The sequence below is a fragment of the Helicovermis profundi genome (assembly GCF_033097505.1).
GTDB classification, from domain to species: domain Bacteria; phylum Bacillota; class Clostridia; order Peptostreptococcales; family Acidaminobacteraceae; genus Helicovermis; species Helicovermis profundi.
This window is the reverse complement of the sequence record NZ_AP028654.1, coordinates 2,259,751-2,286,149: the sequence shown is the minus strand read 5'-3', so window position 1 is coordinate 2,286,149 and position 26,399 is coordinate 2,259,751. Positions and strand designations below refer to the sequence as shown.

22 protein-coding genes and 1 riboswitch are annotated in these 26,399 nt (G+C 27.4%); of the genes, 21 read left to right on the top strand and 1 reads right to left on the bottom strand.

Annotated elements, in window-relative coordinates; all coding sequences use genetic code 11:
- Positions 1 to 93 precede the first annotated feature (93 nt).
- The 10 genes from gdhA (at position 94) to holA (ending at position 13,165) form a co-directional block, all read left to right on the top strand.
- Entirely contained in the window at positions 94 to 1,431 is a 1,338-nt protein-coding gene (gdhA, locus tag AACH12_RS10260; protein ID WP_338535322.1) for an NADP-specific glutamate dehydrogenase, read from the top strand.
- Between the two features lie 286 nt (positions 1,432 to 1,717).
- The gene (locus tag AACH12_RS10255; protein WP_338535321.1) at positions 1,718 to 2,611 is read left to right on the top strand and encodes an MBL fold metallo-hydrolase; all 894 of its coding nucleotides are present in this window, start codon (positions 1,718 to 1,720) and stop codon (positions 2,609 to 2,611) included.
- Between the two features lie 36 nt (positions 2,612 to 2,647).
- Positions 2,648 to 3,538: a hypothetical protein gene (locus tag AACH12_RS10250; protein WP_338535320.1), complete on the top strand. Its 891-nt coding sequence runs from the start codon at positions 2,648 to 2,650 to the stop codon at positions 3,536 to 3,538.
- Between the two features lie 51 nt (positions 3,539 to 3,589).
- Positions 3,590 to 4,009, top strand: a complete 420-nt coding sequence (locus AACH12_RS10245; RefSeq protein WP_338535319.1) for a hypothetical protein — start codon at positions 3,590 to 3,592, stop codon at positions 4,007 to 4,009.
- 237 nt (positions 4,010 to 4,246) lie between these two features.
- The gene (locus tag AACH12_RS10240) at positions 4,247 to 6,298 is read left to right on the top strand and encodes an Eco57I restriction-modification methylase domain-containing protein (RefSeq protein WP_338535318.1); all 2,052 of its coding nucleotides are present in this window, start codon (positions 4,247 to 4,249) and stop codon (positions 6,296 to 6,298) included.
- Positions 6,295 to 7,650 carry a hypothetical protein gene (locus AACH12_RS10235; protein WP_338535317.1) on the top strand — a complete coding sequence of 452 codons (1,356 nt, stop codon included), beginning with the start codon at positions 6,295 to 6,297 and terminating at the stop codon, positions 7,648 to 7,650. The genes AACH12_RS10240 and AACH12_RS10235 overlap by 4 nt, the downstream gene beginning before the upstream one ends.
- Before the next feature lie 105 nt (positions 7,651 to 7,755).
- Positions 7,756 to 8,277 (top strand): ECF transporter S component, encoded by a 522-nt coding sequence (locus tag AACH12_RS10230; protein ID WP_338535316.1) that lies wholly within the window; start codon positions 7,756 to 7,758, stop codon positions 8,275 to 8,277.
- Between the two features lie 337 nt (positions 8,278 to 8,614).
- Positions 8,615 to 9,706 carry a YibE/F family protein gene (locus tag AACH12_RS10225; protein WP_338535315.1) on the top strand — a complete coding sequence of 364 codons (1,092 nt, stop codon included), beginning with the start codon at positions 8,615 to 8,617 and terminating at the stop codon, positions 9,704 to 9,706.
- Positions 9,707 to 9,865: 159 nt separating this feature from the next.
- On the top strand, positions 9,866 to 12,112 hold the full coding sequence (locus tag AACH12_RS10220) for a ComEC/Rec2 family competence protein (protein WP_338535314.1): 2,247 nt from the start codon (positions 9,866 to 9,868) through the stop codon (positions 12,110 to 12,112).
- An 18-nt stretch (positions 12,113 to 12,130) separates the two neighbouring features.
- A complete protein-coding gene (gene holA, locus AACH12_RS10215) occupies positions 12,131 to 13,165 on the top strand; it encodes a DNA polymerase III subunit delta (RefSeq protein WP_338535313.1) in 1,035 nt (344 codons plus the stop codon).
- Between the two features lie 267 nt (positions 13,166 to 13,432).
- Here holA and rpsT read toward each other — a convergent pair whose 3' ends face one another.
- Positions 13,433 to 13,696, bottom strand: coding sequence for a 30S ribosomal protein S20 (gene rpsT, locus AACH12_RS10210; RefSeq protein WP_338535312.1), 264 nt, complete (start codon positions 13,694 to 13,696; stop codon positions 13,433 to 13,435).
- Positions 13,697 to 13,846: 150 nt separating this feature from the next.
- On the opposite strand from rpsT, the gene lepA reads away from it, so the two are divergent.
- From lepA to AACH12_RS10155, 11 genes are all read left to right on the top strand, one after another.
- Positions 13,847 to 15,658 carry a translation elongation factor 4 gene (gene lepA, locus AACH12_RS10205; protein WP_338535311.1) on the top strand — a complete coding sequence of 604 codons (1,812 nt, stop codon included), beginning with the start codon at positions 13,847 to 13,849 and terminating at the stop codon, positions 15,656 to 15,658.
- Positions 15,659 to 15,783: 125 nt separating this feature from the next.
- A complete protein-coding gene (gene hemW, locus AACH12_RS10200; protein ID WP_338535310.1) occupies positions 15,784 to 16,929 on the top strand; it encodes a radical SAM family heme chaperone HemW in 1,146 nt (381 codons plus the stop codon).
- A 33-nt stretch (positions 16,930 to 16,962) separates the two neighbouring features.
- Complete coding sequence (locus tag AACH12_RS10195; protein ID WP_338535309.1) at positions 16,963 to 18,054, top strand: HD-GYP domain-containing protein; 1,092 nt, start codon at positions 16,963 to 16,965, stop codon at positions 18,052 to 18,054.
- Positions 18,055 to 18,170: 116 nt separating this feature from the next.
- The gene (gene hrcA / locus AACH12_RS10190) at positions 18,171 to 19,199 is read left to right on the top strand and encodes a heat-inducible transcriptional repressor HrcA (RefSeq protein WP_338535308.1); all 1,029 of its coding nucleotides are present in this window, start codon (positions 18,171 to 18,173) and stop codon (positions 19,197 to 19,199) included.
- A gap of 13 nt (positions 19,200 to 19,212) precedes the next feature.
- Positions 19,213 to 19,821 (top strand): nucleotide exchange factor GrpE, encoded by a 609-nt coding sequence (gene grpE, locus AACH12_RS10185; protein ID WP_338535307.1) that lies wholly within the window; start codon positions 19,213 to 19,215, stop codon positions 19,819 to 19,821.
- Between the two features lie 40 nt (positions 19,822 to 19,861).
- Positions 19,862 to 21,688 (top strand): molecular chaperone DnaK, encoded by a 1,827-nt coding sequence (gene dnaK, locus AACH12_RS10180; protein WP_338535306.1) that lies wholly within the window; start codon positions 19,862 to 19,864, stop codon positions 21,686 to 21,688.
- Between the two features lie 70 nt (positions 21,689 to 21,758).
- The gene (gene dnaJ / locus AACH12_RS10175) at positions 21,759 to 22,907 is read left to right on the top strand and encodes a molecular chaperone DnaJ (RefSeq protein ID WP_338535305.1); all 1,149 of its coding nucleotides are present in this window, start codon (positions 21,759 to 21,761) and stop codon (positions 22,905 to 22,907) included.
- Between the two features lie 511 nt (positions 22,908 to 23,418).
- Positions 23,419 to 24,366, top strand: a complete 948-nt coding sequence (gene prmA, locus AACH12_RS10170; protein WP_338535304.1) for a 50S ribosomal protein L11 methyltransferase — start codon at positions 23,419 to 23,421, stop codon at positions 24,364 to 24,366.
- Complete coding sequence (locus AACH12_RS10165) at positions 24,359 to 25,120, top strand: RsmE family RNA methyltransferase (protein WP_338535303.1); 762 nt, start codon at positions 24,359 to 24,361, stop codon at positions 25,118 to 25,120. Before prmA ends, AACH12_RS10165 begins: the two co-directional genes overlap by 8 nt.
- Positions 25,121 to 25,135: 15 nt before the next feature.
- The gene (locus AACH12_RS10160) at positions 25,136 to 25,882 is read left to right on the top strand and encodes a tRNA pseudouridine synthase A (RefSeq protein WP_338535302.1); all 747 of its coding nucleotides are present in this window, start codon (positions 25,136 to 25,138) and stop codon (positions 25,880 to 25,882) included.
- A gap of 84 nt (positions 25,883 to 25,966) precedes the next feature.
- A riboswitch (cyclic di-GMP riboswitch) is annotated at positions 25,967 to 26,049 on the top strand.
- Positions 26,050 to 26,101: 52 nt separating this feature from the next.
- A complete protein-coding gene (locus AACH12_RS10155; RefSeq protein ID WP_338535301.1) occupies positions 26,102 to 26,392 on the top strand; it encodes a hypothetical protein in 291 nt (96 codons plus the stop codon).
- The last annotated feature ends 7 nt before the right edge of the window (positions 26,393 to 26,399 follow it).

The window sequence follows — 26,399 nt, the reverse complement described above, 5'->3', positions numbered from 1 at the left end:
TAATTAACAAATATTATCAATATCAAAAAGAACGATATAATTTTCTGAAAATTCTGTTAAAATATAAGTATATTATATAAGGGGGTTATATAAATGAGTTATATTGAAAGTGTAATTGAAAGAATTAAGGCAAGGAATCCATATGAAAAGGAATTTCTTCAGACAATTGAGGAGGTTTTTAAATCACTTGAACCTGTAATTGAAAAGCATCCTGAGTATGTTAAAGCAAATATTCTTGATAGACTTGCTGAACCAGAAAGACAAATTATGTTTAGAGTACCTTGGGTGAATGATGATGGCAAGTTAATCGTTAACAGAGGTTATAGAGTACAATTTAATGGAGCAATCGGACCTTATAAAGGTGGAATCAGATTTCATCCATCGGTATACATAGGAATTGTAAAATTCTTAGGTTTTGAGCAAATATTTAAAAATTCTCTTACAGGACTTCCTATAGGCGGAGGAAAGGGAGGAGCAGATTTTAATCCTAAGGGTAAATCGAATGGTGAAGTTATGAGATTTTGTCAAAGTTTTATGATGGAGCTTCAAAGACATATCGGCCCAGATGTTGACGTACCAGCTGGTGATATTGGCGTCGGTGGAAGAGAGATTGGATATCTTTATGGTCAATATAGAAGAGTTAAAAAAGTATTTGAAAATGGTGTTCTAACTGGTAAGGGGCTTACTTATGGTGGATCATTAATTAGGACTCAAGCTACTGGATATGGTCTTATGTATTTTGTAGAAGAAATGTTAAAACATAATGATATTTCATTAGTTGGAAAGAGAGTTCTTATATCAGGTTCTGGTAATGTAGCAATTTATGCATGCGAAAAAGCTACAGAAATGGGAGCAAAAGTTGTTGCTATGTCAGATTCAAGTGGCTATATTTTGGATGAGAATGGTATTGATTTAGATACAATTAAAAGATTAAAAGAAGTTGAAAGAAAAAGAATCAGTGAATATTTAAAAGAGAATCCAACTGCTACCTTTACTAAAGGTTGGGGAAATATTTGGAATGAAAAATGTGATGTTGCTCTTCCTTGTGCAACACAAAATGATATTGATCTCGAAAAAGCTAAGAAATTAGTAGAAAATGGATGTATAGCTTTGGGAGAGGGTGCAAATATGCCTACAACTAATGAAGCTATAGATTATTTACTTGAAAAAGGCATTTTACTTGCTCCTGCAAAAGCGGCAAATGCTGGTGGTGTTGCAACTTCAGCACTTGAAATGTCCCAAAATAGTATGAGGTATTCTTGGACTGCTGAGGAAGTTGATAAAAAACTGAAATCTATTATGATTAATATCCATACGAATGCATCTAAAGCATCTAAAGAATATGGCTTTGGTTATAATCTAGTAGCAGGAGCTAATATTGCAGGATTTAGAAAGGTTGCGGATGCAATGCTTGCTCAAGGAAATTATTAATTTAATATTATTTACTTAAATATTAGTGCGGTATAAGTGTGATACTTATATCGCATTTTTACTGCAATAAAGTAAATAACTATTGTTGAAGTTTTAAAGAAAATCTGATAAACTTAAAATCATAAATGAATTTCTTGTATTCAGAGGGAGTTTTTACTCCCGCTGAATCTTAGAAAACATAATCCAGGGCCTTTTTAGAGTTCTTTATCCCCCACTTTTTTAAGAAGTGGGGGTATTAGTACTCTAAGGCATCGGATAAAATAAAGTTGAAAAGAAGGTATAAACAATGGAATTACACAGAATAGGTGAAAATACTTTTTATTTTGATAACCCTTCAATAATCGGACTATATTTATTTGAAAGTAATAATGTATTACTTATTGATACGGGGATAGATAAAGATACTATAAAAAAAGCAATTAAGATTATTGAAGAGAAGAATTGGAAAATCAAATATATTATAAATACACATTCTCACGCAGACCATTGCGGGGGAAATTACTATTTATTAGAAAAATATGATATAGCAGTTTATGCATCTTCACTTGAAAAAGTTATGATAGAAAATTCAATTCTTGAGCCTGCCTACTTATATGGTGCATATCCTCAGAAGAAATTGCAAAAGAAATTTTTAATGGCTAAGAGTTCTAAAGTAAGTCATGTAGTAGAATATGGAGAACTTATAATAGAAAATAAAAAGTTTGATATTATCGATTTAAAAGGACATTCCCCGCAGTTAATTGGAGTTGTAACTGATGACGATATTTGTTTTTTAGGTGATAGTATTTTTCCTGATTATATTATAGAAAAGCATAATTTGCTTTTTTTATTTGATTACAAAAATACAGTTAATACTTTAAATTGTTTAAAAGATGAGAAGCATGAAAAATATGTTCTTTCTCACGGTGGTGTTATTGAAAACTTAGAGCCTGTTATTGATTACAATATTAAAGCTTTAAAAGAAGTAAATGATTATATATTTAGTTTATTAACTGACTATAAATCGATTGAGGATATTCATAGAAGTGTTGTAAATAACTATGAAATAAGAGAAAATTTACCACAATTTTATTTGAATATTTCTGTTATTAAAGCTCATTTAACGTACTTAGTTGATGAAAAAATTATAATAAATAGTATTATTGATTCTGAGGTGAAATGGAAAATCAATAATAAATAAAATGGAAATACAAGTATAGAAATAGTTGAGGTGTGTATGATAGATTTTGTAAGTTTAAAAAATGATATTCTTTATTTTGTTACTTCTAAAAAAAATATAATTTTAGAGGCAAAAGAAGCATATTACAGTGACGAAAAAGAAAATGGTAATAATTTTAACGAGTGGCTAATTCATGATTTTATGTATAATAATGAGAAAATTATAGAAATATTTAAAAGAGAGAATGCTGGAAAATATGAGAAAAACAAATTAGAGTATGACTTAATTAACAATTCTTATGTGTCATTTTTTGAGATGTTGATAACGCCAAATAATTTAATATTAAAAGATGTATTTACTAATAAAGACTATATTTTAGAAAATTATGATGGCATAAAAGAAAATAGTTTTCTTAGAACTAGAATATATATAAAAGGACTAAAATGTTATATTTCAGATGATATTTCATATTATGAGACTGAATATAAAGCTACTTTTAAAAAAGCAATATATGAAAAGTATAATGACTATTGTAGTATTTCTGATAATATTGGAATCGAAGAATTTATTAAGAAGAATTCAATTTTAATTTATAAATTTAATGATATTATAGATGAAGTAATTGGTGATATGACGATTGATGATGAAATATATAATGTTTTTCAATCAATTTATACATTTAAGAACTTAAAAGAAATTAAAATTTTACTTGAAGTTGATGAAAATATTGTTTTTGTTGAAGACGAAAAAGAAGTAATTTATAGAATTTCTTTAAAAAAGGACGAATCAATAATAATTGGCGAAATAGTTCTTGAAAAAAGTAGGCTTGAACTTGAAGCAAGAAACCAAATAGACTTAGAGTATTTTAAAGTATATTTAGATAATATAAGTGAAGGAATATTGATTTTTATTAAAGATGAAGTTGTTAGTATTGACAATCTTTTGTAAAATCATTATTATTATATTAGTTTGTATTATATACTTGAAAGGAGCATTAAAATGGAAATGACTACATCCGATACGGATGATGTACCCGAACAGAAAGCGAAAAATGAGATAGATAAAGAAGTTGATCCCGGTCATATTATATCAGAAATTAAAAATTTACTTGTTGAACATAAAGACCCATCAAATAAATTACAAGAATATATTGATCATGTAGAAAAAAAAATTGATATAGTTAATAAAAATGAGTTAAATAATATTGATAAAGAAGAAGTAAAAAAATTAATTGAAAAACATCCATATTTTAAAAATCCAAATTCTTATTCAATAAGACTTATTACTATTATGAAGTACCTTAAGAAAAAAAACGTTAATGTTTCACTATTAGATATTGATTTATTAGTAGAAAAAATAATATTATCTATTGATGGAGTTGTAAAAGAAGGGTACGGAAAATATTCAAGAAAAAAATAGAAATGAGCATAAGTTCATTTCTATTTTTAATATGTAGATTTAAAATTAGTTCTTGTGATACAATTGTAGTTTGTATTATAAATGAATTTCTAAGATTCAGAGGGAGTTTTTACTCCCACTGAATCTTAGAAAACATAATCCAGGGCCTTTTTAGAGTTCTTTATCCCCCACTTTTTTAAGAAGTGGGGGTATTAGAACTCTAAGGTGTCGGATAAAAAAATATGGTGAGTGATAGATATGAAAAATGAATTATTTGAAGTAGTGAACAATTTTTCACTGAATAGTGAAAAATTAAAATTGTATAATGATATTTGTCTATATAATAATTTTAAAGGACTAGATATTAGTAATTTAGATTTTATTTCTATAGACGATTTTATTACTAATTACGATAAAAATATTGATGAAAAATTAAGAAATGCTACTGGTAGCTTTTATACTCCTATTAATGTTTGTGAATTTATGGTGTATAGGGCAATTTATGATTACATAAAAAAAAATACAGAAATAAAGTTACATATTTTAGAAAAATTGTTTTACTCTTCACTGGATACAATCTACATTAAAGAGTATCATGAAATCTATAAGTTAATAATTGATTTTAAAGTAATTGATTTGGCTTCAGGGACTGGAAACTTAATTAAAACTTTTATATATAAATTGATTGATATAAGAAAAAAACTATTGTTAATTTCAAAGTTCAATATTGAATTGATTAATCTAAATAATTTTTTTTGCTTAGATAAGCAAGTTGAACCACTTAATATTTGTCTATATGATTTGATTCGAAATATTGATAAAGACCATATAAAAAATTTCAATATAAACTTGATTAATTGTAATACAATTACTGATATGATTGATAGAAAAGACTATGTAGATATTCTAGAAAAAGGCGGATTTGATATAGTTATTGGAAATCCACCTTATATAGGAGAAAAAGGAAACAAAGTCTTGTTTGATGAAGTGAAAAAGTCAGAGTTTGGAATAAAATATTATGAAGGTAAAATGGATTTTTTTTATTATTTCATTTATAAAGGAATCTCAATATTAAAAAAATCAGGGATACTTGTGTATTTAACGACTTCTTATTTTATTACAGCTGACGGTGCAAAAAAACTGAGGTGTTTCCTTAAAAAAGAATGTGAATTTAATAGTATAAATAATTTTAAGGAGTCAAAATTATTTAAAGATGCACCAGGTCAACATAATATAGTTTACTCATTGTCAATTAAAGGAAATACAGATGCTAATATAAGTTTGGAAAGTTATAAATATGACAAATCAAATTTCTATAAAATTGTAAAAAGTTCGGAATTTATAATTAAACAGAGTGAAATTTATGACAATATGAACAATATTTTAATACTAGAGAAACAAAATTATTATAATATAATTAATAAAATTTTAGATGTAGCAGAGGATGTTCTTTTCAACTATGCGGACATTAAACAAGGTATAGTAAGCGGCGCGGATAAAGTTACTAAAAGAATGGTAGAACATAATTTGATTTCAGATAGTGAAGCCTTAAATAAAGGGATTTTTATTGTTTTGAAAGAAGAGGCTCTGAAATATAATTTAGAAAGTGAATTGTTAAAACCGTTATATAAAAATAGCCATATTAAAAATTACTTTTTTGATAATAAAACTGATAAATATATAATTTTTATTAATAAAGAAATTAAAAATATCGAAATAAAATATCCAAATATTTACAAACATTTAAGTGGTTTTAGAACTGTTCTTGAAAAAAGGAGAGAAGTTAAAAAGGGATACAAACCTTGGTATGCTCTCCAGTGGGGACGAGATTCGAAACTTTTTGAAACTATAAAAATAATTAATCCTCAAAGGGCTAAATTTAACTATTTTGCATTAAGTAAAAGCAGTTTTTACTCAAGTGCTGATGTGTATTATTTAAAAATTAAGCGCAGAATTGTTAACCAACTAAGTATTAACAATGAAGATGAATATTATTATTTACTAGCACTTCTTAATTCAAAATTATATTTTTTTTGGTTTTATAATGTTGGCAAAAAAAAAGGCGATATGCTTGAATTATATTCTAATCCAATTCAGAATATCCCTATTATAAGTAATGACCTTACATTTTTTAAAACTGTTGTTAGTATTTCAAAAAAAATATATGAAGTTTCAAGTTATAGTGATATAAATAATGATAAATTCAAAACATTGCTTATAAAATTAGATAAGATTATTTATGAAAAATTTAAACTAACGGATGATGAAATAATTGAAATAGAATATGTATTAAAGAAAGGTGAAAAATGAATAAAAAGATAGTGCTTTATGTATTAACGGCGATTGTAACCGTAATTGTAAGTTATATGTTTTTCTTTAAGACTACGGTAACTTTAAAGGAAAGAAATAAATTTAACGTAGAAAAAATAAAGTCAGAAATTGAAATAAGTAACAATGTTATTTCTATGTATTCCTTTAGTAATATTACCGATGTCAATTGGATAAGTGCTAGTAAAGTTAAAATTATAGGCACACATAGTTCTAGTGGTAAGGGCACATACTTATTTGATTTAAAAAATTATAAATTGAACAAAACTGATATAGAATTGAACAAATTAGCGTTGAATGAAGAGGAATATACTATTCTTGAGTCAAATGATGAAAATAAACTTCTAATGAAGCTAGATGAAGAAAGTAACAAAAAGCTATATTTATATACTAATAGTAAACTGATATATATTTCTGATGTAAAGTACACCACAAAAGAGATGTATCTAGTGTCAAAAGATAAGAGCAAACTTTTATATGTTGATAAAGATGGATATATTGATACGTTTTCATTAAACAATTTTAAAACTAAGAAAAAAATTGTAAAATTAGATAAAGATACTATTAACAATTTTTTTGAAAATATTAAAATAAGTGATGATGGCGGGTTCTTTTTAGTAAAAACTAAAGTTGAAAATAAAATTAAATTTAATATTTATGGTGCAGATTCTGGAAGAACATATGGCAAAAATATATTAGGTGTTAATCCAGTGTTTTCACCAAAAAGCAATAAAATTGGATTTTATTATAGTGGTGATTTAGTATCTGAAAAATTAGTAAATACACGCGTTGGTGTTATAAATTTAAAGACTAAAAAAATTATATATTATGATAGTGCTCTAAAAAATGATGAATTTGTGAGTAGTATTTACTGGCTGAATGACAATTCAACATTAGTCTACAGATATAAAGATGAAATAAAATCTTATATTTGCTTATTAAATACTTCAAAAATGCAAAAGAAAAAATATGAAATTAGAGGAGAATTCTTGAAAGAATTTGGTGTTATTATTTTTGAAGATCATATATATTGGGGTGAAAAATCAGATGGTATTATTTTAAATTCATTATCTTATAATAATTTTGAATTAAAAACTTATAAGAATATTAGATTAATAGGAAATGAAAATAATGAAAAAATAGCTATTAATACTGATAGGGGATTAATGATTTCAACTGAAAATGGCATAAAATTTATCAGTGATACATCAATAATTACTAACGAATATACATATTCAAACCTTAAAGTAATTTCAGTTTCAAAAGAGGGTACCTTAGTAATTGGGAAAAAAGAAATAGAAGGAGAAATCGTATATGAAATAATTAAATTGTAACTATGTTGCGATACAATTCAAGTAAAAACCTTTATAAAAGGTTTTACAAAGGGTACAATTAATAGTATAATAAAGTGAAATTATATTATTAGAGGAGAGTGAAACATGAAATTTACTACAAAAAAAATTGTTCTTGCAGGGGTAATGGCTGCTATGGTAACTATTGGTACTATGCTTATACATGTTCCAACACCTACAAAAGGTTATATTCATATTGGAGATAGTTTAGTATACTTAGCAGGTATATTACTAGGACCTGTACTAGGTTCTCTTGCAGCAGGACTTGGTTCTATGATATCGGATTTATTACTTGGGTATGCTGTTTATGCAGTTCCAACTTTTATTATAAAAGCACTTGATGCTTTTGTAGTTGGTTACTTATATTTAAAATTAAGTAAAAATAAAACATCTGTTACTGAAAAGTCGTTTTCTTATATCATTTCATTTGTTGCAGGTGGAGCTGTTATGGTTTTAGGATACTTGGCATTTGAAACTTTTTTATATGGATTTATACCAGCTACTGCTGGAGTTGTTTCAAATACAATTCAAGCAATTGGAGGAGGAATACTTGGTTATCCACTTTTAATAGCACTTGAAAAAACAGATTTAAGAAAATATATAGAATAATTATATCTTTTAGAATAAAAAAAGTAGCTTATGCTACTTTTTTTTATTCTATTATAATATAAATAAATTTCTTTAATACAAATCATCGTACAATCTGCAAATAATAATTAATCAATTTATATAAAATTGTATTCATTTTTTTTATATTCGAAAATACAACTAAAATTAAACTTTTAAAATGTGATTTAGCACAGTACATGGAGCAATTGGTACAAGCGGTTATAGCTTATGATAAAGAACTCCAAGTTTAACTAAAAATATAGTGAAAATTGAGATTTTTTATAATATTTCATGTATAATATTATAGTAAAACTACATAATATTATGAGGTGTTTAAATGAAAAAAGTAATTATATTTTTATTAGTTATATTATTGTATGGATGTATCTCTATTAACTTTGCTAATACGACAGATATTTTGTATTCAAGTGAAGATAAAGCAGAAGTTCTTCACGTTGATAATCTTGGAAAAGATCCTAATGTAACCTATGATATGGTACAAAAGGTTGTTATTAAAATTACTACTGGAAAATATAAAGGTAAGATTTTTACAATTGATAATATTTTATCGGATAGTATTGTTTTTGATATTCCAGTTAAATTAGGAGATAATGTATTAGTACATATTGATGAGGCTGATGACGGAAGCGTAAATATTTTTATAGCAGATTACATTAGAGATAAGTACATATATATTTTGATGGTTATTTTTGCTGTAGCTGTTATTCTAGTAGGTAAATTCAAGGGCTTTAAAACTGTAATTACGATAATCGTAAGTGTATTATTAATATTTAAAGGATTGATTCCAGGACTATTAAAAGGGTATAATCCTATATTTTTAGCTGTTTCAATAGCTGTTTTAATAACCGTTTTTAGTGTTTATTTTATATCTGGTATAAATAGAAAATCTACATCTGCGATTCTTGGGTCTATTGCAGGAGTTATTATTGCAGGTATATTGGCATTTGCTGTTGGTTCTAAAGTAAAACTAACTGGTCTTTCAAGTGAAGAAGGCGTTATGCTTTTATATCTTCCACAGCAAATTAAATTTAATTTTAAAGAACTTTTGTTTGCAGGTATTTTACTAGGATCATTAGGTGCAGTAATGGATGTAGCTATGTCGATTGCCTCTACTATTGAAGAAGTTTATAAAAATAATAATAAATTAAATATACGTGAACTTTTTTCTTCGGGTATGACAGTTGGTAAAGATATAATGGGTACTATGACAAATACTTTAATTCTTGCATATGCAGGTAGTTCTATTCCATTATTGCTTATTTTTTCTGCAAATGGTTCATCTTTTCATAAATTCATGAATTTGGATATAATTGCGACCGAAATGGTACGTTCGTTAGCTGGAACTATAGGACTCGTTCTAACGATTCCTATAACAGCTTTTATATCTGTAATGTTAATAAAAGAGTAATAAAAATAAATTTTTAAAAATGCGATCAATTAATATTGATTGCATTTTTTTTACAAATAGACTATAGTGACTATAAGTTATATGCTAGTTGAAATAGAAACAGGAATATATTTACAAATTAATACAAAAATGATAATATATCCAAAAGAGGTGCTTTTTTTGTTTACTAAAAGGTGTTTAACGGATATTTCACTAATAACTATTTTTTTAGATTTTATTCTTATCAATAGTGTTAATTTGTATTTAGTTTTAATGAGTATGTATTGTATAATTCTATTTATTTTTTTTGTAAAAAAATATAATTTTATAAAAGAGAAAAAAATTGTGCTTTTAATAATATTATTTATATTTTTTTTATTGCTAATAAGTCACTCATATTATGAATATAGAAAAGAGATACTTTCTAACGTTGGTAAAAATTTACAAGTTGTATTTTATTATGAAGATCCTATAAATAAGAAAAATGCTATATTTAAAACTATAAATAATAATGATTTCTATTTAAATGGAATTAGGTTAAACTCAAATGTTTCTAAATTAAAAGAACAAATAAGCGATGGCGAAGTAGTTGAAATCAGCTTTTTTTTTACAGATGTAAAAAAAATAAGAAATATAGGAGAATTTGATTATGAAAAATATTTACAAGGTAAAGGATTATTTGGAAGTATAGATATTAAAAATATTAAAAGGACAGGCGAGAAAAAAAATATATATTTATATCGAAAAAATATTTTAACATATATTACTGAAAAATATAAAAAAGTAGGACCCAATTTTTCATATATAGCAAGTAGTTTAGTATTTGGTATAAAAACCCCTCTTGAAAATGAAAAGATGGTGACAAACAGTTTTGTAAAAACATCTACTATACATTTTTTAACCGTTTCAGGTTTTCACTTTGGCATACTATATATTTTTTTATTAAAATTATTTAGAAAAATTAAGATTCCCTTTATTATTAGAAATTTAGCTATTTTGATTATAATCTCATCCTATTGGTTTCTTACAGCAATGAAATTTTCTGCGTTTAGAGCTCTATGCACCATAATCATAATAATATTGGCAAAAAGTTTTTATAAAAAATTTGATTTTTTAAGCGGAGTTTCTCTTGTAATTATTATTTCAATTATTTTGAATACTTTGATACTGCAGAGTCTATCGTTTGTGTTAACAGTATTAGCTTGTATAGGAATAGGAATCATATATCCTGTTTTAAAAGAAATTCTCTTAAATAAAGATAGTTTTTCTAAAAAAATAATTACGAGTCTTTTATTGTCGTTTTCAATACAATTTTCTATGTTACCTTATAATATTATTTATAATAATAATATTTCATTTATTAGTTTAATTTACATGCTGATATTTGGAATAATTATAAGTATATTATTTTATATTTCGTTTTTTGCCATTTTTATTTCAAATGAATTACTTATCATTTTATCGCCATTTTTAGATGGAATTTGTAAAACTTTAATTAATTTTAATATTAAAACAGCAAAATTAGATTTACTATACTATAGCTTAGGTGTGTTTAAAATATTGACTATTGCTATTTTTATTATAGTGGCACTAGTATATTTAAAGCAGAATTTAGATTATTATAAAAAAATAAAAATAATTAATTTATCTCTTATAATACTTTTTATTTCAGTTGTTTTAAGCTACCAAATGCAAAATTCATTACTGATTTATTTTATTGATGTTGGAGAAGGAGATTCATCGCTTATAATTACTCCAAGTAGAAAGACAATCTTAATTGATTCAGGAAATGGATATTTAAGGATAAATAGTGTTTTAAAAGCATTAAAAGTGAATAAAATTGATTATTTAGTTATATCACATGAGCATATGGATCATATTGGTGGAGCTATAGAACTTGAAAATGAAATTGAAATTAAAAATATTCTTTATTCTAAAGGCAATAGGATTAAAAATTATCTTCATAATACCAAGAGTAATTATTTTGAACTTAATGGAGAAAACACAATTTATGTTGATGGTGTAAAACTTGATTTTCAAACATCAGCTATTAATTTACTTAAAAATATTAATAATAATTCTTTGATTTTAAAAGTTACTTTTAAAGACTTAAATATCCTTTTTACTGGTGATATGGAACTTGAAGAGGAAAAATTATTGTTAAATAAAAAAATAATAGCTAGTATTGATATTTTAAAATCTCCACATCATGGTTCTAAAACATCATCATCAGAATACATTTTAAATAAGATTAATCCTAAAATTGTTGTGATTCAAGTCGGTAAAAATTCTTACTCTCATCCTTCTAAGGTTGTAATTAACAGATATAACAATATGAAGCTAAAAATTTATCGAAATGATAAATTGGGAATGATTAGACTTAAGTATAAGAATGATTTTGTTTCTATAAAAAGTATGTTAAAATAATCAAAGCGGGAGGCTAATATGTCGTATAAAATTATTTTTGATGATATTAAAAACAAAAAACTAAACAATTTATATTTACTCTATGGAAGAGAAAAATATCTATTTGATTCTATTATAAATTCTCTGGAAAAAAAATATGAAAATAATTCTTTTAAAGAATTTAATTTTGAAATTATTGATGCAGGAGATAAATCTGTAAAAAACCTAGTAAGTAGTTTTGAAACATTACCATTTATGGATGATGAAAAAATTGTTATTGTGAAAAATTGTCTTTATTTTAATTCTATTAAAACGGGCATTAGTGACAAGGAAACGGAACAGTTATTAAATTATTTTAAAAATCCTTTGAAATCAACGATTGTTATTTTTTATGGTGGAATTACTGTTGATAAAAAGAGAAAACTTTATAAAAGTATTAAAAAAAATGGTAGTATTATAGAATTAAATAAACTATCTGAAACAGATTTAACAAAATGGATGATCAAAGAATTTAAAAATGGAAATAAGAAAATTGAAAGAGAAGCAGTTAAATTTTTAATAAAGAGTTTTTCTTATTTAAATAAAAATTCAACGAAAACAATTTATGATATCAAAAATGAAATAAACAAATTGGTTAATTTAATTGGTGAAAAAGCTAGTGTAGAAGTTTCTGATATTAAAAATGTAATTGAAAATTCACTTGAAACAGATATTTTTGAATTGGTTGATAGTATTGGAAATAAAAATGCAAAATCAGCGATATTGCTTTTTGATAATTTAATTACAAGAGGTGAAAGTGAATTTTTAATACTGAATATGATTTCTAGGCAATTTAGAATGCTAAAAAAAACTTTAGTTTATATAGATGCTGGATTCAATCCATCTGCTGTGGCTAGTAAAATAGGGGTTCCTCCATTTGTTGCGAAAAAATATTCTACTCAGTGTAGACGATTTGGTAGTGAGAAATTATCATATATTATTTCAAATTGTGTGAATTCAGAACTTAAAATTAAAACAGGGCTTAATAGTCCTAGAAGAGAAGTCGAGATGCTTATAATTAAATCAACTTTGTAAATGAACTTCAGCTTTTCAAATCATAATTTTGTCCGATGCCTTATAGTTCTAATACCCCCACTTCTAAAAAAAATGGGGGATAAAGAACTCTAAAAAGGCCCTGGATTATGTTTTCTAAGATACAGTGGGAGTAAAAACTCCCTCTGAACCTTAGAAATTCATTTATAAACTAATATGTGCAAAAAATAAACAAGCGTACAAAATAAATTTTGTACGCTTTACTTAATATTCGAGCTCAAATATTAAACATATTATAAAATGTAATTATTATGCCATTTTATTAAGTTTACTTGTTAATCTAGAAACTTTTCTTGAAGCAGTATTTAAATGTAAAATGTTCTTTGTAGTTGCTTTTCTGATTTGTTTCTCTACTGATTTAAGACTATCAGTTGCTAGTGCTTTATCTCCAGCTTCAACAGCTTCTAAAAATTTCTTTTCAGCAGTTTTAAGCGCTGATTTCTTAGATTTATTATTTAAAGTCTTCTTTGAGATAACTTTGATTCTCTTTTTAGCAGATTTAATATTTGCCACGGTCTTCACCTCCCTAATAACGTTTAACAAAAGTATTTTATCATATGGGATATTAAAAAGCAAGATAAAAAAATTTTTTTATCTTACCTTTTTTGATATATATGTGATATAATTAATAGGATTATGTACTTTAAAGGGAGGAAGATGTTGATGACGGGTAGACAGGACAAAATACGAAATTTTAGTATTATTGCTCATATTGACCATGGAAAGTCAACTTTAGCTGATAGATTAATTGAAAAGACCGGTCTTTTAACTAATAGAGAAATGAAAGATCAAATTTTAGATAATATGGAGCTTGAAAGGGAAAGAGGAATTACGATAAAACTTCAAACAACTCGCTTGCTATATAAAGCTAAAGATGGAGAAATTTATACGCTTAATTTAATTGATACACCAGGCCATGTGGATTTCACTTATGAAGTTTCAAGGTCTCTTGCTGCGTGTGAAGGCGCTGTACTTGTTGTAGATGCAACTCAGGGAGTTGAGGCACAAACACTTGCAAACGTTCATTTAGCTGATGAACAAGGGCTTGAAATCATACCGGTACTTAATAAAGTTGATTTACCAAGTGCTAGACCAGATGAAATAAAGGCTGAAATTGAAGACGTGATTGGAATAATTGCAGAAGATGCACCACTTGTATCTGCAAAAACAGGTCTTAATGTTGAAGAAGTTTTAGAAAAAATAGTAAATGATATTCCTGCGCCAAGTGGTGACGAGGATAAGCCTTTGAAAGCACTTATTTTTGATTCTTATTATGATAGTTATAAAGGGGCAGTATCAATTGTTAGAATAATTGATGGTAGAGTTAAAAAGAATGATAAAATTCTTTTAATGGCTGATAATAAATCATTTGAAGTTGCTGAAGTAGGAGTTTTTTCACCTGTAGCAACTCCACTTAAGGAACTTAAATCAGGCGATGTAGGTTATATTACAGCGGCCATTAAAAATGTTGGTGATTGCAAAGTTGGTGATACTATCACTTCGTTTTCAAGTCCAACAAGCGAACCTCTTCCCGGATATAAACAAGCGACTCCGATGGTGTACTGCGGAATATATCCTGCTGAAGGAGAAAGTTATGATGAGATTAGAGATGCTCTTGAAAAATTAAGATTGAATGATGCTGCTCTTACATTTGAAGCAGAAACATCTGTTGCGCTGGGCTTTGGCTTTAGATGTGGATTTTTAGGATTACTTCATTTAGAGATAATTCAGCAGCGTTTAGATAGAGAGTTTGATTTGGACTTAATAGCAACATCACCAAGTGTTATATATAAGATTACAAAAACTGATGGTAAGGTTGTATTTATTCAAAATCCAACAAATATGCCGAGTGTAAGTGCAATAGAAAAAATGGAAGAACCAATTGTAGATGCGAGTATATTTATTCCAAATGAGTATGTTGGTAATGTAATGGAACTTTGTCAAAACCGTAGAGGCAATATGATATCTATGGATTATTTGGATGAGAAAAGAGTTAAATTACATTATGAATTACCATTAAATGAAGTTATATACGACTTTTTTGATGCTTTAAAATCAAAAACTAGAGGGTATGGTTCATTAGATTATGATTTTAAAGAATATAGAGAGTCGGATTTAGTTAAACTTGAAATTTTACTCAATAAAGAAATAATTGATGCGTTTTGTATGATAGTGCATAGGAGTAAATCTGTTTCAAGAGGAAGACAAGTATGTAACAAACTTAGAGAAGTTATACCAAGACATCAATTTGTAATTCCAATTCAAGCTTCAATTGGAACTAATGTAATTGCAAGGGAAACTATTAAGGCACTTAGAAAAGATGTACTTGCCAAATGTTACGGGGGAGATATTTCTAGAAAGAAAAAATTATTAGAGAAACAAAAGGAAGGAAAGAAAAAAATGCGTCAACTCGGTTCTGTAGAAGTTCCGCAGCAAGCTTTTCTAGAAGTCCTTAAATTTGATGAAGATAAATAAGTTGGAATATTAGAACGCTAGGCATTGGATAAATAATCGTTTTATTTCATTAATAATGGGTATAACTATAAGGGCTTTGGAAAATTCCAAAGCCCTTTTGAAGATAGTATTAAATTGGAGGATATATGAAAAAATTTGGAATATATATTCATATACCATTTTGTGAAAGCAAATGTTATTATTGTGATTTTAATTCATTTAAAGCAAACGATGAATTGATAAATAGCTATATGAAAAGTCTATATAGTGAAATTAAGCTATATGGGAATTTAAATGAATATAATAATAAAAAAGTAGACACCATTTTTATTGGAGGCGGAACACCTAGCTTTATTGATTCTAAATTTATAGTTAAGTTATATGAAGTATTAAAATCTAATTTCAATTTAAAATATCTAGATGAATTTACAATAGAATGTAACCCAAATACAGTAAATGAAAAAAAAATTGATGACTATTTAAGTATAGGTATTAATAGGATATCTTTAGGCTTACAAAGTACAAAAAATAAAATTTTGAAGAAAATAGGTAGAACTCATAGCTATGAAGAATTTTTAGACAACTTTAATTTAATCAAATCTAAAGGATTAGATAATATTAGTATTGATCTTATTATTGGGCTTCCAGAACAAACTTTAGAGGATGTAAAAAATGATATAAAAAAAATTGTATCAATTGAACCAAAACACATTTCTGTATATAGTTTGAAACTTGAAAAAGGAACAAAGTTATATAATATGGATGAAAAAGATCTATTAATTCTTCCTTCGGAAGAAATTGAGAGAGAAATGTATCATTATATAGTAGAATATTTAAAAGAAAATGGATACTATCAATATGAAATCAGTAATTTTGCTAAAGTAAATTATGAGTCAAAACATAATTTGCTATACTGGGAAAGAGATGAGTATTTGGGCTTAGGTTTATCGAGTAGTAGTTTAGTTAATGAAAAAAGATTTAATAATGTTTCAAATATAGAAGTATATAAAAAAAATATTGAAAAAGGTATTATTAGCGTAGAGAACGAAGAATATATAAATAAAGAAGAATCCCTATATGAGAAAATTATTTTGGGGCTTAGGCTTAATAAAGGAATAGATATTGTAAGTATTAATGAAGAGTTTGGAATTGATTTTAAAGTAAAGTATTTTGATAAAATAGAAACACTTAAAAAAAAGCAGTTAATCATACATGAAAATAATAAAATATATTTAACAAAATTAGGAATAGATATATCAAATCAAGTATTTGTCGAATTTATTCCAGAGTAAAAATTTTATACTATAACATATGTAGGTGATGAAATGAGATTATTAAGTACATCTAAAGTAAAAATCGGACAATTTGTTGGTAGGCCAATTTTTTCAGAAAATGGAAATCTACTTCTTGGAAAAGGGGTAAAATTAACTAAAGGGCTGATAGATAAAATATTTGAACATGATATTTATTTTATTTATATTGACGATGAAATTTCAAAAGGAATTGAAATTAATAATGTTGTTGATGAAGAACATATGGCTAAGTTTGTAACCTCGATGAAAAAAGTAATGGACGATGCTATTTTTGGTGATAAAAATAAAAATGTTTCAGGCTTTGTACCACTTGAAACATTTAAAATAGTTCAAGATCTTGTAAAAGCACTTATTGAAAATATTATGAGTAATAAAGATGTACTTTATTCAGTTACAGAACTTATGGGAACGGATATGTATACATATAAGCATAGTGTAAATGTTGCAATCCTTTCTATACTTACGTCAAAATCATTAAAATATAATTATAAGATGATTGAGCAAATAGCAATAGGGGCACTGCTTCATGATATCGGTAAAATCAATGTGAAAAATGAACTTATTAATAAAAAAGAACCCCTTACTGATGATGAATTTGATGAAATTAAGAATCATGCAAAATATGGTTTTGAAATAGTAAAAAAGGATGTAGCTTTATCAGCCTATGTTAAACAAATAATAATAAAACATCACGAAAAACTTGATGGATCAGGTTACCCTAGTGGAATCGAATCTAAAGATATACCAGAGTTTGTTAGAATTGTAACTCTATGTGATATTTTTGATGCAATTACAAATGACAGAGTATACAGAAAGAGAATCCCAATGTATAAAGCTCTTGAGATACTGATGACAGATGCAGTTTTTAAACTCGATAGAAATATATATAGACATTTTGTTGAAAATATCTGTATATATCCTCCAGGAAGTGGTGTTAAACTCTCTGATAATAGAGAAGCTATAGTGGTGAAGTATAGGAGAGAATACCCTAGCAGACCACTTGTCAGAATAATTGATAAGGATGATTTAAAGAAATCATATGACCTTGATTTAATAGACGAAAGAACTATATTTGTTGAAAATGTAATTGAACTTGACTTTTAACAATTTCTTTACAAAATATTTATATTGATACCGTTGACAAATTTTATTTGTGATGGTATCTTATTAGTGTAAGGTGTTAGCACTCGAATACGAAGAGTGCTGATAGAGGTGAAGATATGAAAAATAGCGAAAGAAAAATGAAAATACTTCAAGTTATTATTGATGATTTTATCAATACTGCTCACCCGGTTGGATCAAGAACGATTGCAAAAAAATATCCTCTTGGTATTAGCTCAGCAACTATTAGAAATGAGATGGCTGATCTTGAAGAACTTGGTTATTTACTTCAGCCCCACACATCATCTGGTCGTATTCCTTCTGATAGAGGATATAGATTGTATGTTGATAATTTAATGGATAAGGATATTATAATAGCTAGAGAAAAAAGAAATATTATAAGAGAGCTTCTATTAAATAAGGTTATTGAAGCGGATGATATAATAAATCAAACTGTCCAGCTTTTATCAGATCTAACAGGATATGTTGGTATAGTATCAATGCCCCAGTTCAATAAAAGTAGGCTAAAAAACATGAAGTTTGTAAGAATAAGTGATTCAAAAGTTCTTATGATTTTTGTATCCGATTCAGGAACTTACAAAAGTTTGCCAATACTTTTAAATGGAATTTCTCAAGAAGTGCTTGATATTGTTAATGATTCTCTTCTTAAATTGCTTAAAGGAATTACTATTGAAGAAATAAATATAAAACTTGTAAATAATTTAAAGAAAGAGTTTCCTGAGTATTCAAATTTTATTGATTATTTGGTTCCTATTATGAGAGATATTTTTAGAGAAATGGATGAAGTTGAACTTTATGTTAATGGAACAGGTAATTTATTTAATTCTCCAGAGTTTAAAAGTATTGAAGAGGCAAGTGTTTTGCTTAATATTTTTGAAAACAAAAAAGATTTATATGAATTGTTTGCAGATGTTTCAGAAAGTATTTCTGTCAAAATTGGTTCAGAACTTTCCATTAAGGAATTTAGTGATTGTAGTATGGTAGCAACTTCATATAAATTTAATGGAGAATACATTGGCAAGATTGGTGTTATTGGTCCTAAAAGAATGAATTATGATATTGTTATCAGTGTTGTAGATTATATAAGAGAAACTTTATCTGAAATTTTCTCTGGAATATATTTATAAAGAGGTGTAGAATTTGACAAGTAAAAAAAATGAAAAGATAAAAGAAGAAATTCTTGAAGAAGAATTGAAAAATTCCTTAGAGAATGAAGCTAAGGAAATTGACGAAGCTGAGAAATTAAGCGAAGAAAAGATTGATGAAGAAATAGAAAAAAACACTAAAGAAAATGATCAGGAACTTTCAGAAGTTGATAAACTAAAAAAAGAACTTGCCGAAACAAAAGATAGCTTTTTGAGACTAAATGCGGAGTATCAAAATTTTAGAAGACGTGCTACTACAGAAAAAGCAGATATTTATAAATATGCCAACGAAAAATTATTTGTAGATCTTCTTCCAGTTGTAGATAATTTTGAAAGAGGTTTTTCTAGTATTGACCTTGAAGAAAATCCAGCATTGCTTGAAGGAATTGAATTAATTAAAAAAAGTCTTATGGACTTTTTAGATAAAAATGGAGTTAAAGAAGTAAAAGCACTTAATACTCCTTTTGATCATGATAAGCACCATGCTGTTATGACAGAAGAAAAAGAAGGTGTTGAGGCGGATATTGTTATTGAAGAATTTCAAAAGGGATATGAAATGAATGGTAAAGTGATTAGACATTCAATGGTAAAAGTATCTTGTTAATTAATTAAAAAGGAAATTAAAACATAAGGAGGAAATAAAAATGGCTAAAATTATTGGTATTGACTTAGGAACTACAAATTCATGTGTTGCAGTATTAGAAGGTGGAGAATCAACAGTTATCGCTAATGCAGAGGGAAATAGAACTACACCTTCAATAGTTGCATTTACAAAAAATGGTGAAAGATTAGTTGGTGAAACTGCCAAAAGACAAGCAATCACTAATCCAGATAGAACAATCAGTTCAATTAAAAGAGAAATGGGTAAAGATTATCATGTTGAAATAGATGGTATTAAGCATTCTCCTCAAGATATTTCGGCAATGATACTTGCTAAATTAAAAGCAGATGCTGAAGCGTATTTAGGAGAAAAAGTTACTGAAGCAGTTATAACTGTTCCGGCTTACTTTACAGATGCTCAAAGACAAGCAACTAAAGATGCTGGTAAAATTGCAGGACTTGAAGTAAAAAGAATTATAAATGAACCTACCGCTGCTTCATTATCATATGGTATGGATAAGACTGAAAAGCAACAAAAAATTATGGTTTATGATCTTGGTGGTGGAACATTTGACGTTTCTATATTAGAAATTGGTGATGGAGTATTTGAAGTTTTAGCTACTAATGGTAATAATCATTTAGGTGGAGATGACTTTGATAATAAAATAATTGATTATCTTGCAACTGCATTTAATAAAGAGAATGGAATTGATTTAAGAAATGATAAAATGTCACTTCAAAGATTAAAAGAAGCTGCAGAAAAAGCTAAAAAAGAGTTGTCAACTACTCAATCAACAAATATTAACTTGCCTTTTATTACTGCAACTGCAAATGGACCAGTTCATTTAAATATGGATCTTACAAGAGCTAAATTTGATCAACTTACTTCAAGTTTAGTTACTGCAACAGAAGAGCCAATTAAAAAAGCTATGAAAGATGCTGGAGTTACTGCTAATGAAATTGATCAAGTTATTTTAGTTGGAGGTTCAACAAGGATACCTGCAGTTCAAGCCTTAGTAAAAAAATTAACAAACAAAGATCCTCACAAAGGAGTAAATCCTGATGAGTGTGTTGCTCTTGGTGCTGCAATACAAGGTGGTGTACTTTCTGGAGATGTTAAAGATGTTCTTCTTTTAGACGTAACTCCACTTTCTCTTGGCATTGAAACTATGGGAAGTGTATTTACTAAATTAATTGAAAGAAATACAACTATTCCTACTAAGAAGAGTCAAATATTCTCAACTGCTGCTGATAATCAAACTGCTGTAGATATACATGTTCTTCAAGGTGAAAGACCAATGGCAAAGGACAATTCAACAATGGGAAGATTCCAATTAGATGGAATTGCTCCAGCTAGACGTGGAATTCCTCAAATTGAAGTTACTTTTGATATAGATGCAAATGGAATTGTACATGTAAGTGCTAAAGATATGGGAACTGGAAAAATGCAACATATTACAATCACTGCATCGACTAACTTAAGTGAAGAGGAAATTGAAAGAAAAGTAAAAGAAGCTGAAGAATTTGCTGAAGAAGATAAAAAAATGAAAGAAAAAATAGAAGCTAAAAATAGTGCTGATTCATTAATTTATGAAACAGAAAAAACTTTAAAAGAGCAAGCTGATAAAGTAGAAGAAGCTGAAAAAGTTAAAGTTGAAGAAAAAATTGAAGAACTTAAAAAACTTATGGAAAGTGAAGATGGAGAAGCAATTAAGAAAGGCGTTGAAGAACTTACTGAAGCATTTAGTCCAATCGCACAAAAAATATATCAGCAACAAGCAACTGATGAAGCAGCAGCTAATCAAGCAAATGGCGGCGGCGAAGCTCCAAATGATGATGTTGAAGATGCAGATTATGAAGTAGTAGATTAATATTTTTTAAAGACACCTTAATTGGTGTCTTTAAGTGATATAATACTACGATAAAGAGAGGCGGGAAGACTTGAGTGATAAGAGAGATTATTATGACATTTTAGGTGTTAGTAAAAATGCTGATGAAGCAGAACTAAAAAAAGCCTATAGAAAATTAGCTATGAAATATCATCCAGATAGAAATCCGGATAATAAAGATGCTGAATCAAAATTTAAAGAAGCAAATGAAGCTTATGAAATATTAAGTGATAAGGAAAAAAGATCACTTTATGATCAATTTGGACATGCAGGTGTAAATCAAAATGCTGGCGGCGGAGGATTTAGTGGCGGTGCAGGTTTTGGCGGATTTGAAGATATTATTAATGAAATGTTTGGCGGTGGATTTGGTGGATTTTCGTCTTCGTCTAGACGAAATGGTCCTAGAAAAGGAAATGATGTTAGGGCAGATATTACATTAACTTTTGAAGAAGCTGTGTTTGGATGCGAAAAAGAAATTGAATTCTATCGTACTGAAGAATGTCCAACTTGTGGAGGAGAAGGTGCTGAACCTGGATCTAAGACGACTACTTGTACTAAGTGCGGAGGTTCAGGTGAACTTAGATATTCCCAAAGAAGTTTATTTGGAGAATCAATTTCGGTTAAAAAATGTGATGTATGTCAAGGAAAAGGAAAAGTATTTGAAAATCCTTGCCATACTTGTAAAGGAAAAGGAAAAGTTAAGAAAAAGAAAACTATTAAAGTTAATATTCCGGCAGGAGTTTATAATGGTGCTCAGTTAACCCTTAGAGGAGAATCTGATCTTGGAACAAAAGGTGGACCTAGAGGGGATGTTTATGTAGTTATAAGGGTACTTTCTCATAAAATCTTTAAAAGAGATGGAGAAGATATTTTCTTAGATATTGATATAACTTTTGCTCAGGCGGTTTTAGGAGCTGAAATTACTGTACCAACTTTAGATGGTAAAGTTTCATATAAGATAACTCCAGGAACACCTAGTGGTAAAACATTTAGGTTAAAAGGTAAAGGTGTTCCAAACTTAAACGCTTATGGTAGAGGTGACCAGTACGTTAAAGTAAATATTGTTGTTCCAAAAAATCTTAATGGAAAACAGAAAGAAGAACTTAGGAAATATGCACTTACAATGGGAGAAGACCTTTCAAAAGTTGGTGGAAAAGATAAAGGTATATTAAATAAATTAAAAGATGGGTTGAAAAAATAAGAAAATTTCATGTTTATGCGCTTCGCTTCACAGCTTTGCTGTAAGGCGCGCTTCGCATAAACATGAAATTTTTGCCTTTTTACGAAAGGGTATATATCCTTGCAAAGATATAGTGCTTATAATAATATTTTGGTGTATCAAATAGAATTTTCCAAGGTAATGCGCTTCGCTTCACAGCTTTGCTGTAATGTGCGCTCCGCATATACATGAAATTTTTGCCTTTTGGCGAAAGGGTGATATATTCTTGCGACGATATAGTGCTTATAATAATATTTTGGTGTATCAAATAGAATGTTCCAAGGTAATGCGCTTCGCTTCGCAGCTATGCTGTAAGTGTCTTAAGTATATACATCTATAATTTTGATGTATATTTTTTTTGTTTTATGATATATTATATATTTATCCGATGCCTTAGAGTTCTAATACCCCCACTACTTAAAAAAGTGGGGGATAAAGAACTCTAAAAAGGACCTAGATTATGTTTTCTAAGAGTATATATGGAGGTAGTTTAATGAAGTGGTATCAAGTAATTATTAAAACAAAAACGGAATCAATTGAAGTAATTAATGGTATTTTATATGATGTTGATGTAGATGGAATTGAAATTATAGATCCTAATGATGAAATTTATTCTGATTCTTATAAGGGTGATTGGGATTATTTCGATAAGGAAAAAGTTGAATTTGAATATAATGGCGCTATTATAAAATGTTATTTTGAGACAGATGATATTGAAGATATTTTGAGTATAATAAAAGAGAAAGTTGATTCATTAAAAAATGAAGGAATTGATTGTCATATTGATGAAGTTAGCGCGGAAGTTGTGAAAGATACTGACTGGGCAAACGAATGGAAAAAATATTATGAAACATTTAAAATAGGAGAAAATATTGTTATTAAACCTTCTTGGGAAGAATATAATTCTAAAAAAGATGAAATCGTTATTGAAATAGATCCAGGTGGTGCTTTTGGTTCTGGTACACACGAAACGACAAGTATGTGTGTAGAATTTATAGAAGAATACATTAAAGAAAATAGCTTTGTATTTGATATTGGTTGCGGGAGTGGAATTCTTGGAATCTCGGCAGCAAAACTAGGTGCGAAAAAGGTTATTGCTGGTGATATTGATTCAGAAGCAGTAAGAACAACTACAGAAAATGTTAGAATTAATAATTTAGAAAATATTGTTGAAGTAAAAGAAGGCGACTTAATGGAAGTTGTAAAAGGGAAAGCAGATATAGTTGTAGCAAATATTATAGCAGAGGTTATTGCAATGCTTTCGGTTAATATTCATAAATTTTTAAATAAAGATTCAGTTTTTATAGCATCTGGTATTATTAATGGTAAACTTGATATGGTTCTCAGTGCACTTAAAGAAAATGGATTAGTCGTTTTAGACACTAAAACTGTAGGAGAGTGGTCTGCTATAGTATCAAAACTTGGTGAAGATAATGAATAGATTTTTTATTAAAAAAGAAAATGTTTCTGATAATATAGCTACAGTAAGCGAAAAAACTGATGTAAACCACATCCTTAAGGTGCTAAGAATGAATTTAGGAGATGATGCTGAAATATGTGTTTCTTCAGGTGAAGTGTACCTTGGTGAATTGCAAAATATTACAAGTGAAAGTGTAGAATTTCGTATTATTGAAAAAATAGAGAAAGTTTATGAATCACCAATTAATATAGATATATATCAAGGTTTACCAAAAAGTACTAAAATGGATTTGATTATTCAAAAAAACACGGAACTTGGAGTAAAAACTTTTACTGCTGTAAATTTTGATAGATGTATAACGTTTTTTAAAGATAAAAAATCAGAAAATAAAAAAATAGAAAGATGGCAAAAAATAGCTGAAGCAGCGGCTAAGCAATCGAAGAGAACTTATATACCAAAAATAAATGAATCTATTGATATGGATAGATTAGTTATACTTTCTAAAAATTATGATTTACTTATTATTGCATATGAAAATGATGAAGATACAGGCATTAAAAAAGTTTTTAGTGATATTAAGTCAAAAAACATAGATTCTAAAAAAGTTGCAATTGTGATAGGACCAGAAGGTGGGTTCGAAGAAAGTGAAATTGATATTTTAAAGGAACTAAGTAATTCATATATTATTAATTTGGGAACTAGAATTCTTAGGACAGAAACTGCAGGCTTTGTTATATCATCGATAATTCAATACGAAATTGGTGATTTGGGGTAAATTGAGGAGATTAATATGCAAAATTATAAAATGACAATAGCATATGATGGTCATAAATATATGGGTTTTAGTAAGAAAAAGAATAATCCATCTAAAAGTATAGAGGGAAAACTTGAAACAATATTATTAAAACTTTACAATCAGGAAATTGAAGTAATTGGGGCTATTAACACTGCGGCTGGTGTTCATGCGAGAGAACAAATAGTTAATTTCAAAGCACCAAATGGAAGCTTTAAAAAAAATGAAATACATGAATATTTTGAAAAATATTTACCTGATGATATTATAGTTATTAATGTTGAGAAAGTTGAAGAAAGATTTCAAAGTAAATATCTAGTTAAAAGTGCAACATACGAATACCGATTGTGGAAAAATAATGCACAAAATCGTCCTTTATTTGAAAGAAACTATGTGAACTTAATGGTTCAAAATTTAAATGTTGGATTAATGAAAAAGGCTGAAAAATATATTGAAGGTGAACACGATTTTTTAGCCTTTACTACTAATAGGAAGGTAAAAAATCCAGTTAAAAAAATATTTTTGTTAGATGTTAAGGAAACAAATAATGAAATAATTATAACTATTAAGGCAAATAGTTATTTGTTAAATATGGAAAGATTAATTGTAGGTACTTTAATACAAGTTGGATTAAAACAACTTCCTTTAAATTCTATTGAAAATGCATTTATTTCAGGAGAGCTAAGTGATGTTGGGCATAAAGCAATGGCGGGAGCACTTTGTCTTGTTAAAGTGGAATATTGATTTAATGCTAATTATTTACATTGATTTATAATAAAAAAATTGTTAATATAAATAAGAAAGTAAAATGAATTTTAAATATGGAAAATTAAATATCGGCAAACTTACTGAAAAGTGAGGACGCAAAACTAAAGGACCTAAAGTGAAGACGATGGTAGCCAGTTGCAAAAAAAACTACTTCAGCTTATTTTGAAGTAGTTTTTTGTTATGAAGGGAGTAAAAATGGTATATATAATTGATAGAAAACACGAAAAAGAAATAAAGCAAAGAATTAGAGAAGATTTAAAGTATATGATTAATTGTGTTGATGATAAAAGAATGAATAGATTTACTAAAATTATTACATTGTGTAAAGAATATAAGGTATATTTTGATGAAATTAATCTTGATACTTTTAAAAAACATTTTGATAAGATAATTTTAAGCTCTATGGAAAAGTGTGATTACAAAGTTAAAATTGATTTAGTTTTAGCCGAGATTTTATTAAATGAAACAAAATTTTATTATAAGTAGTATAATA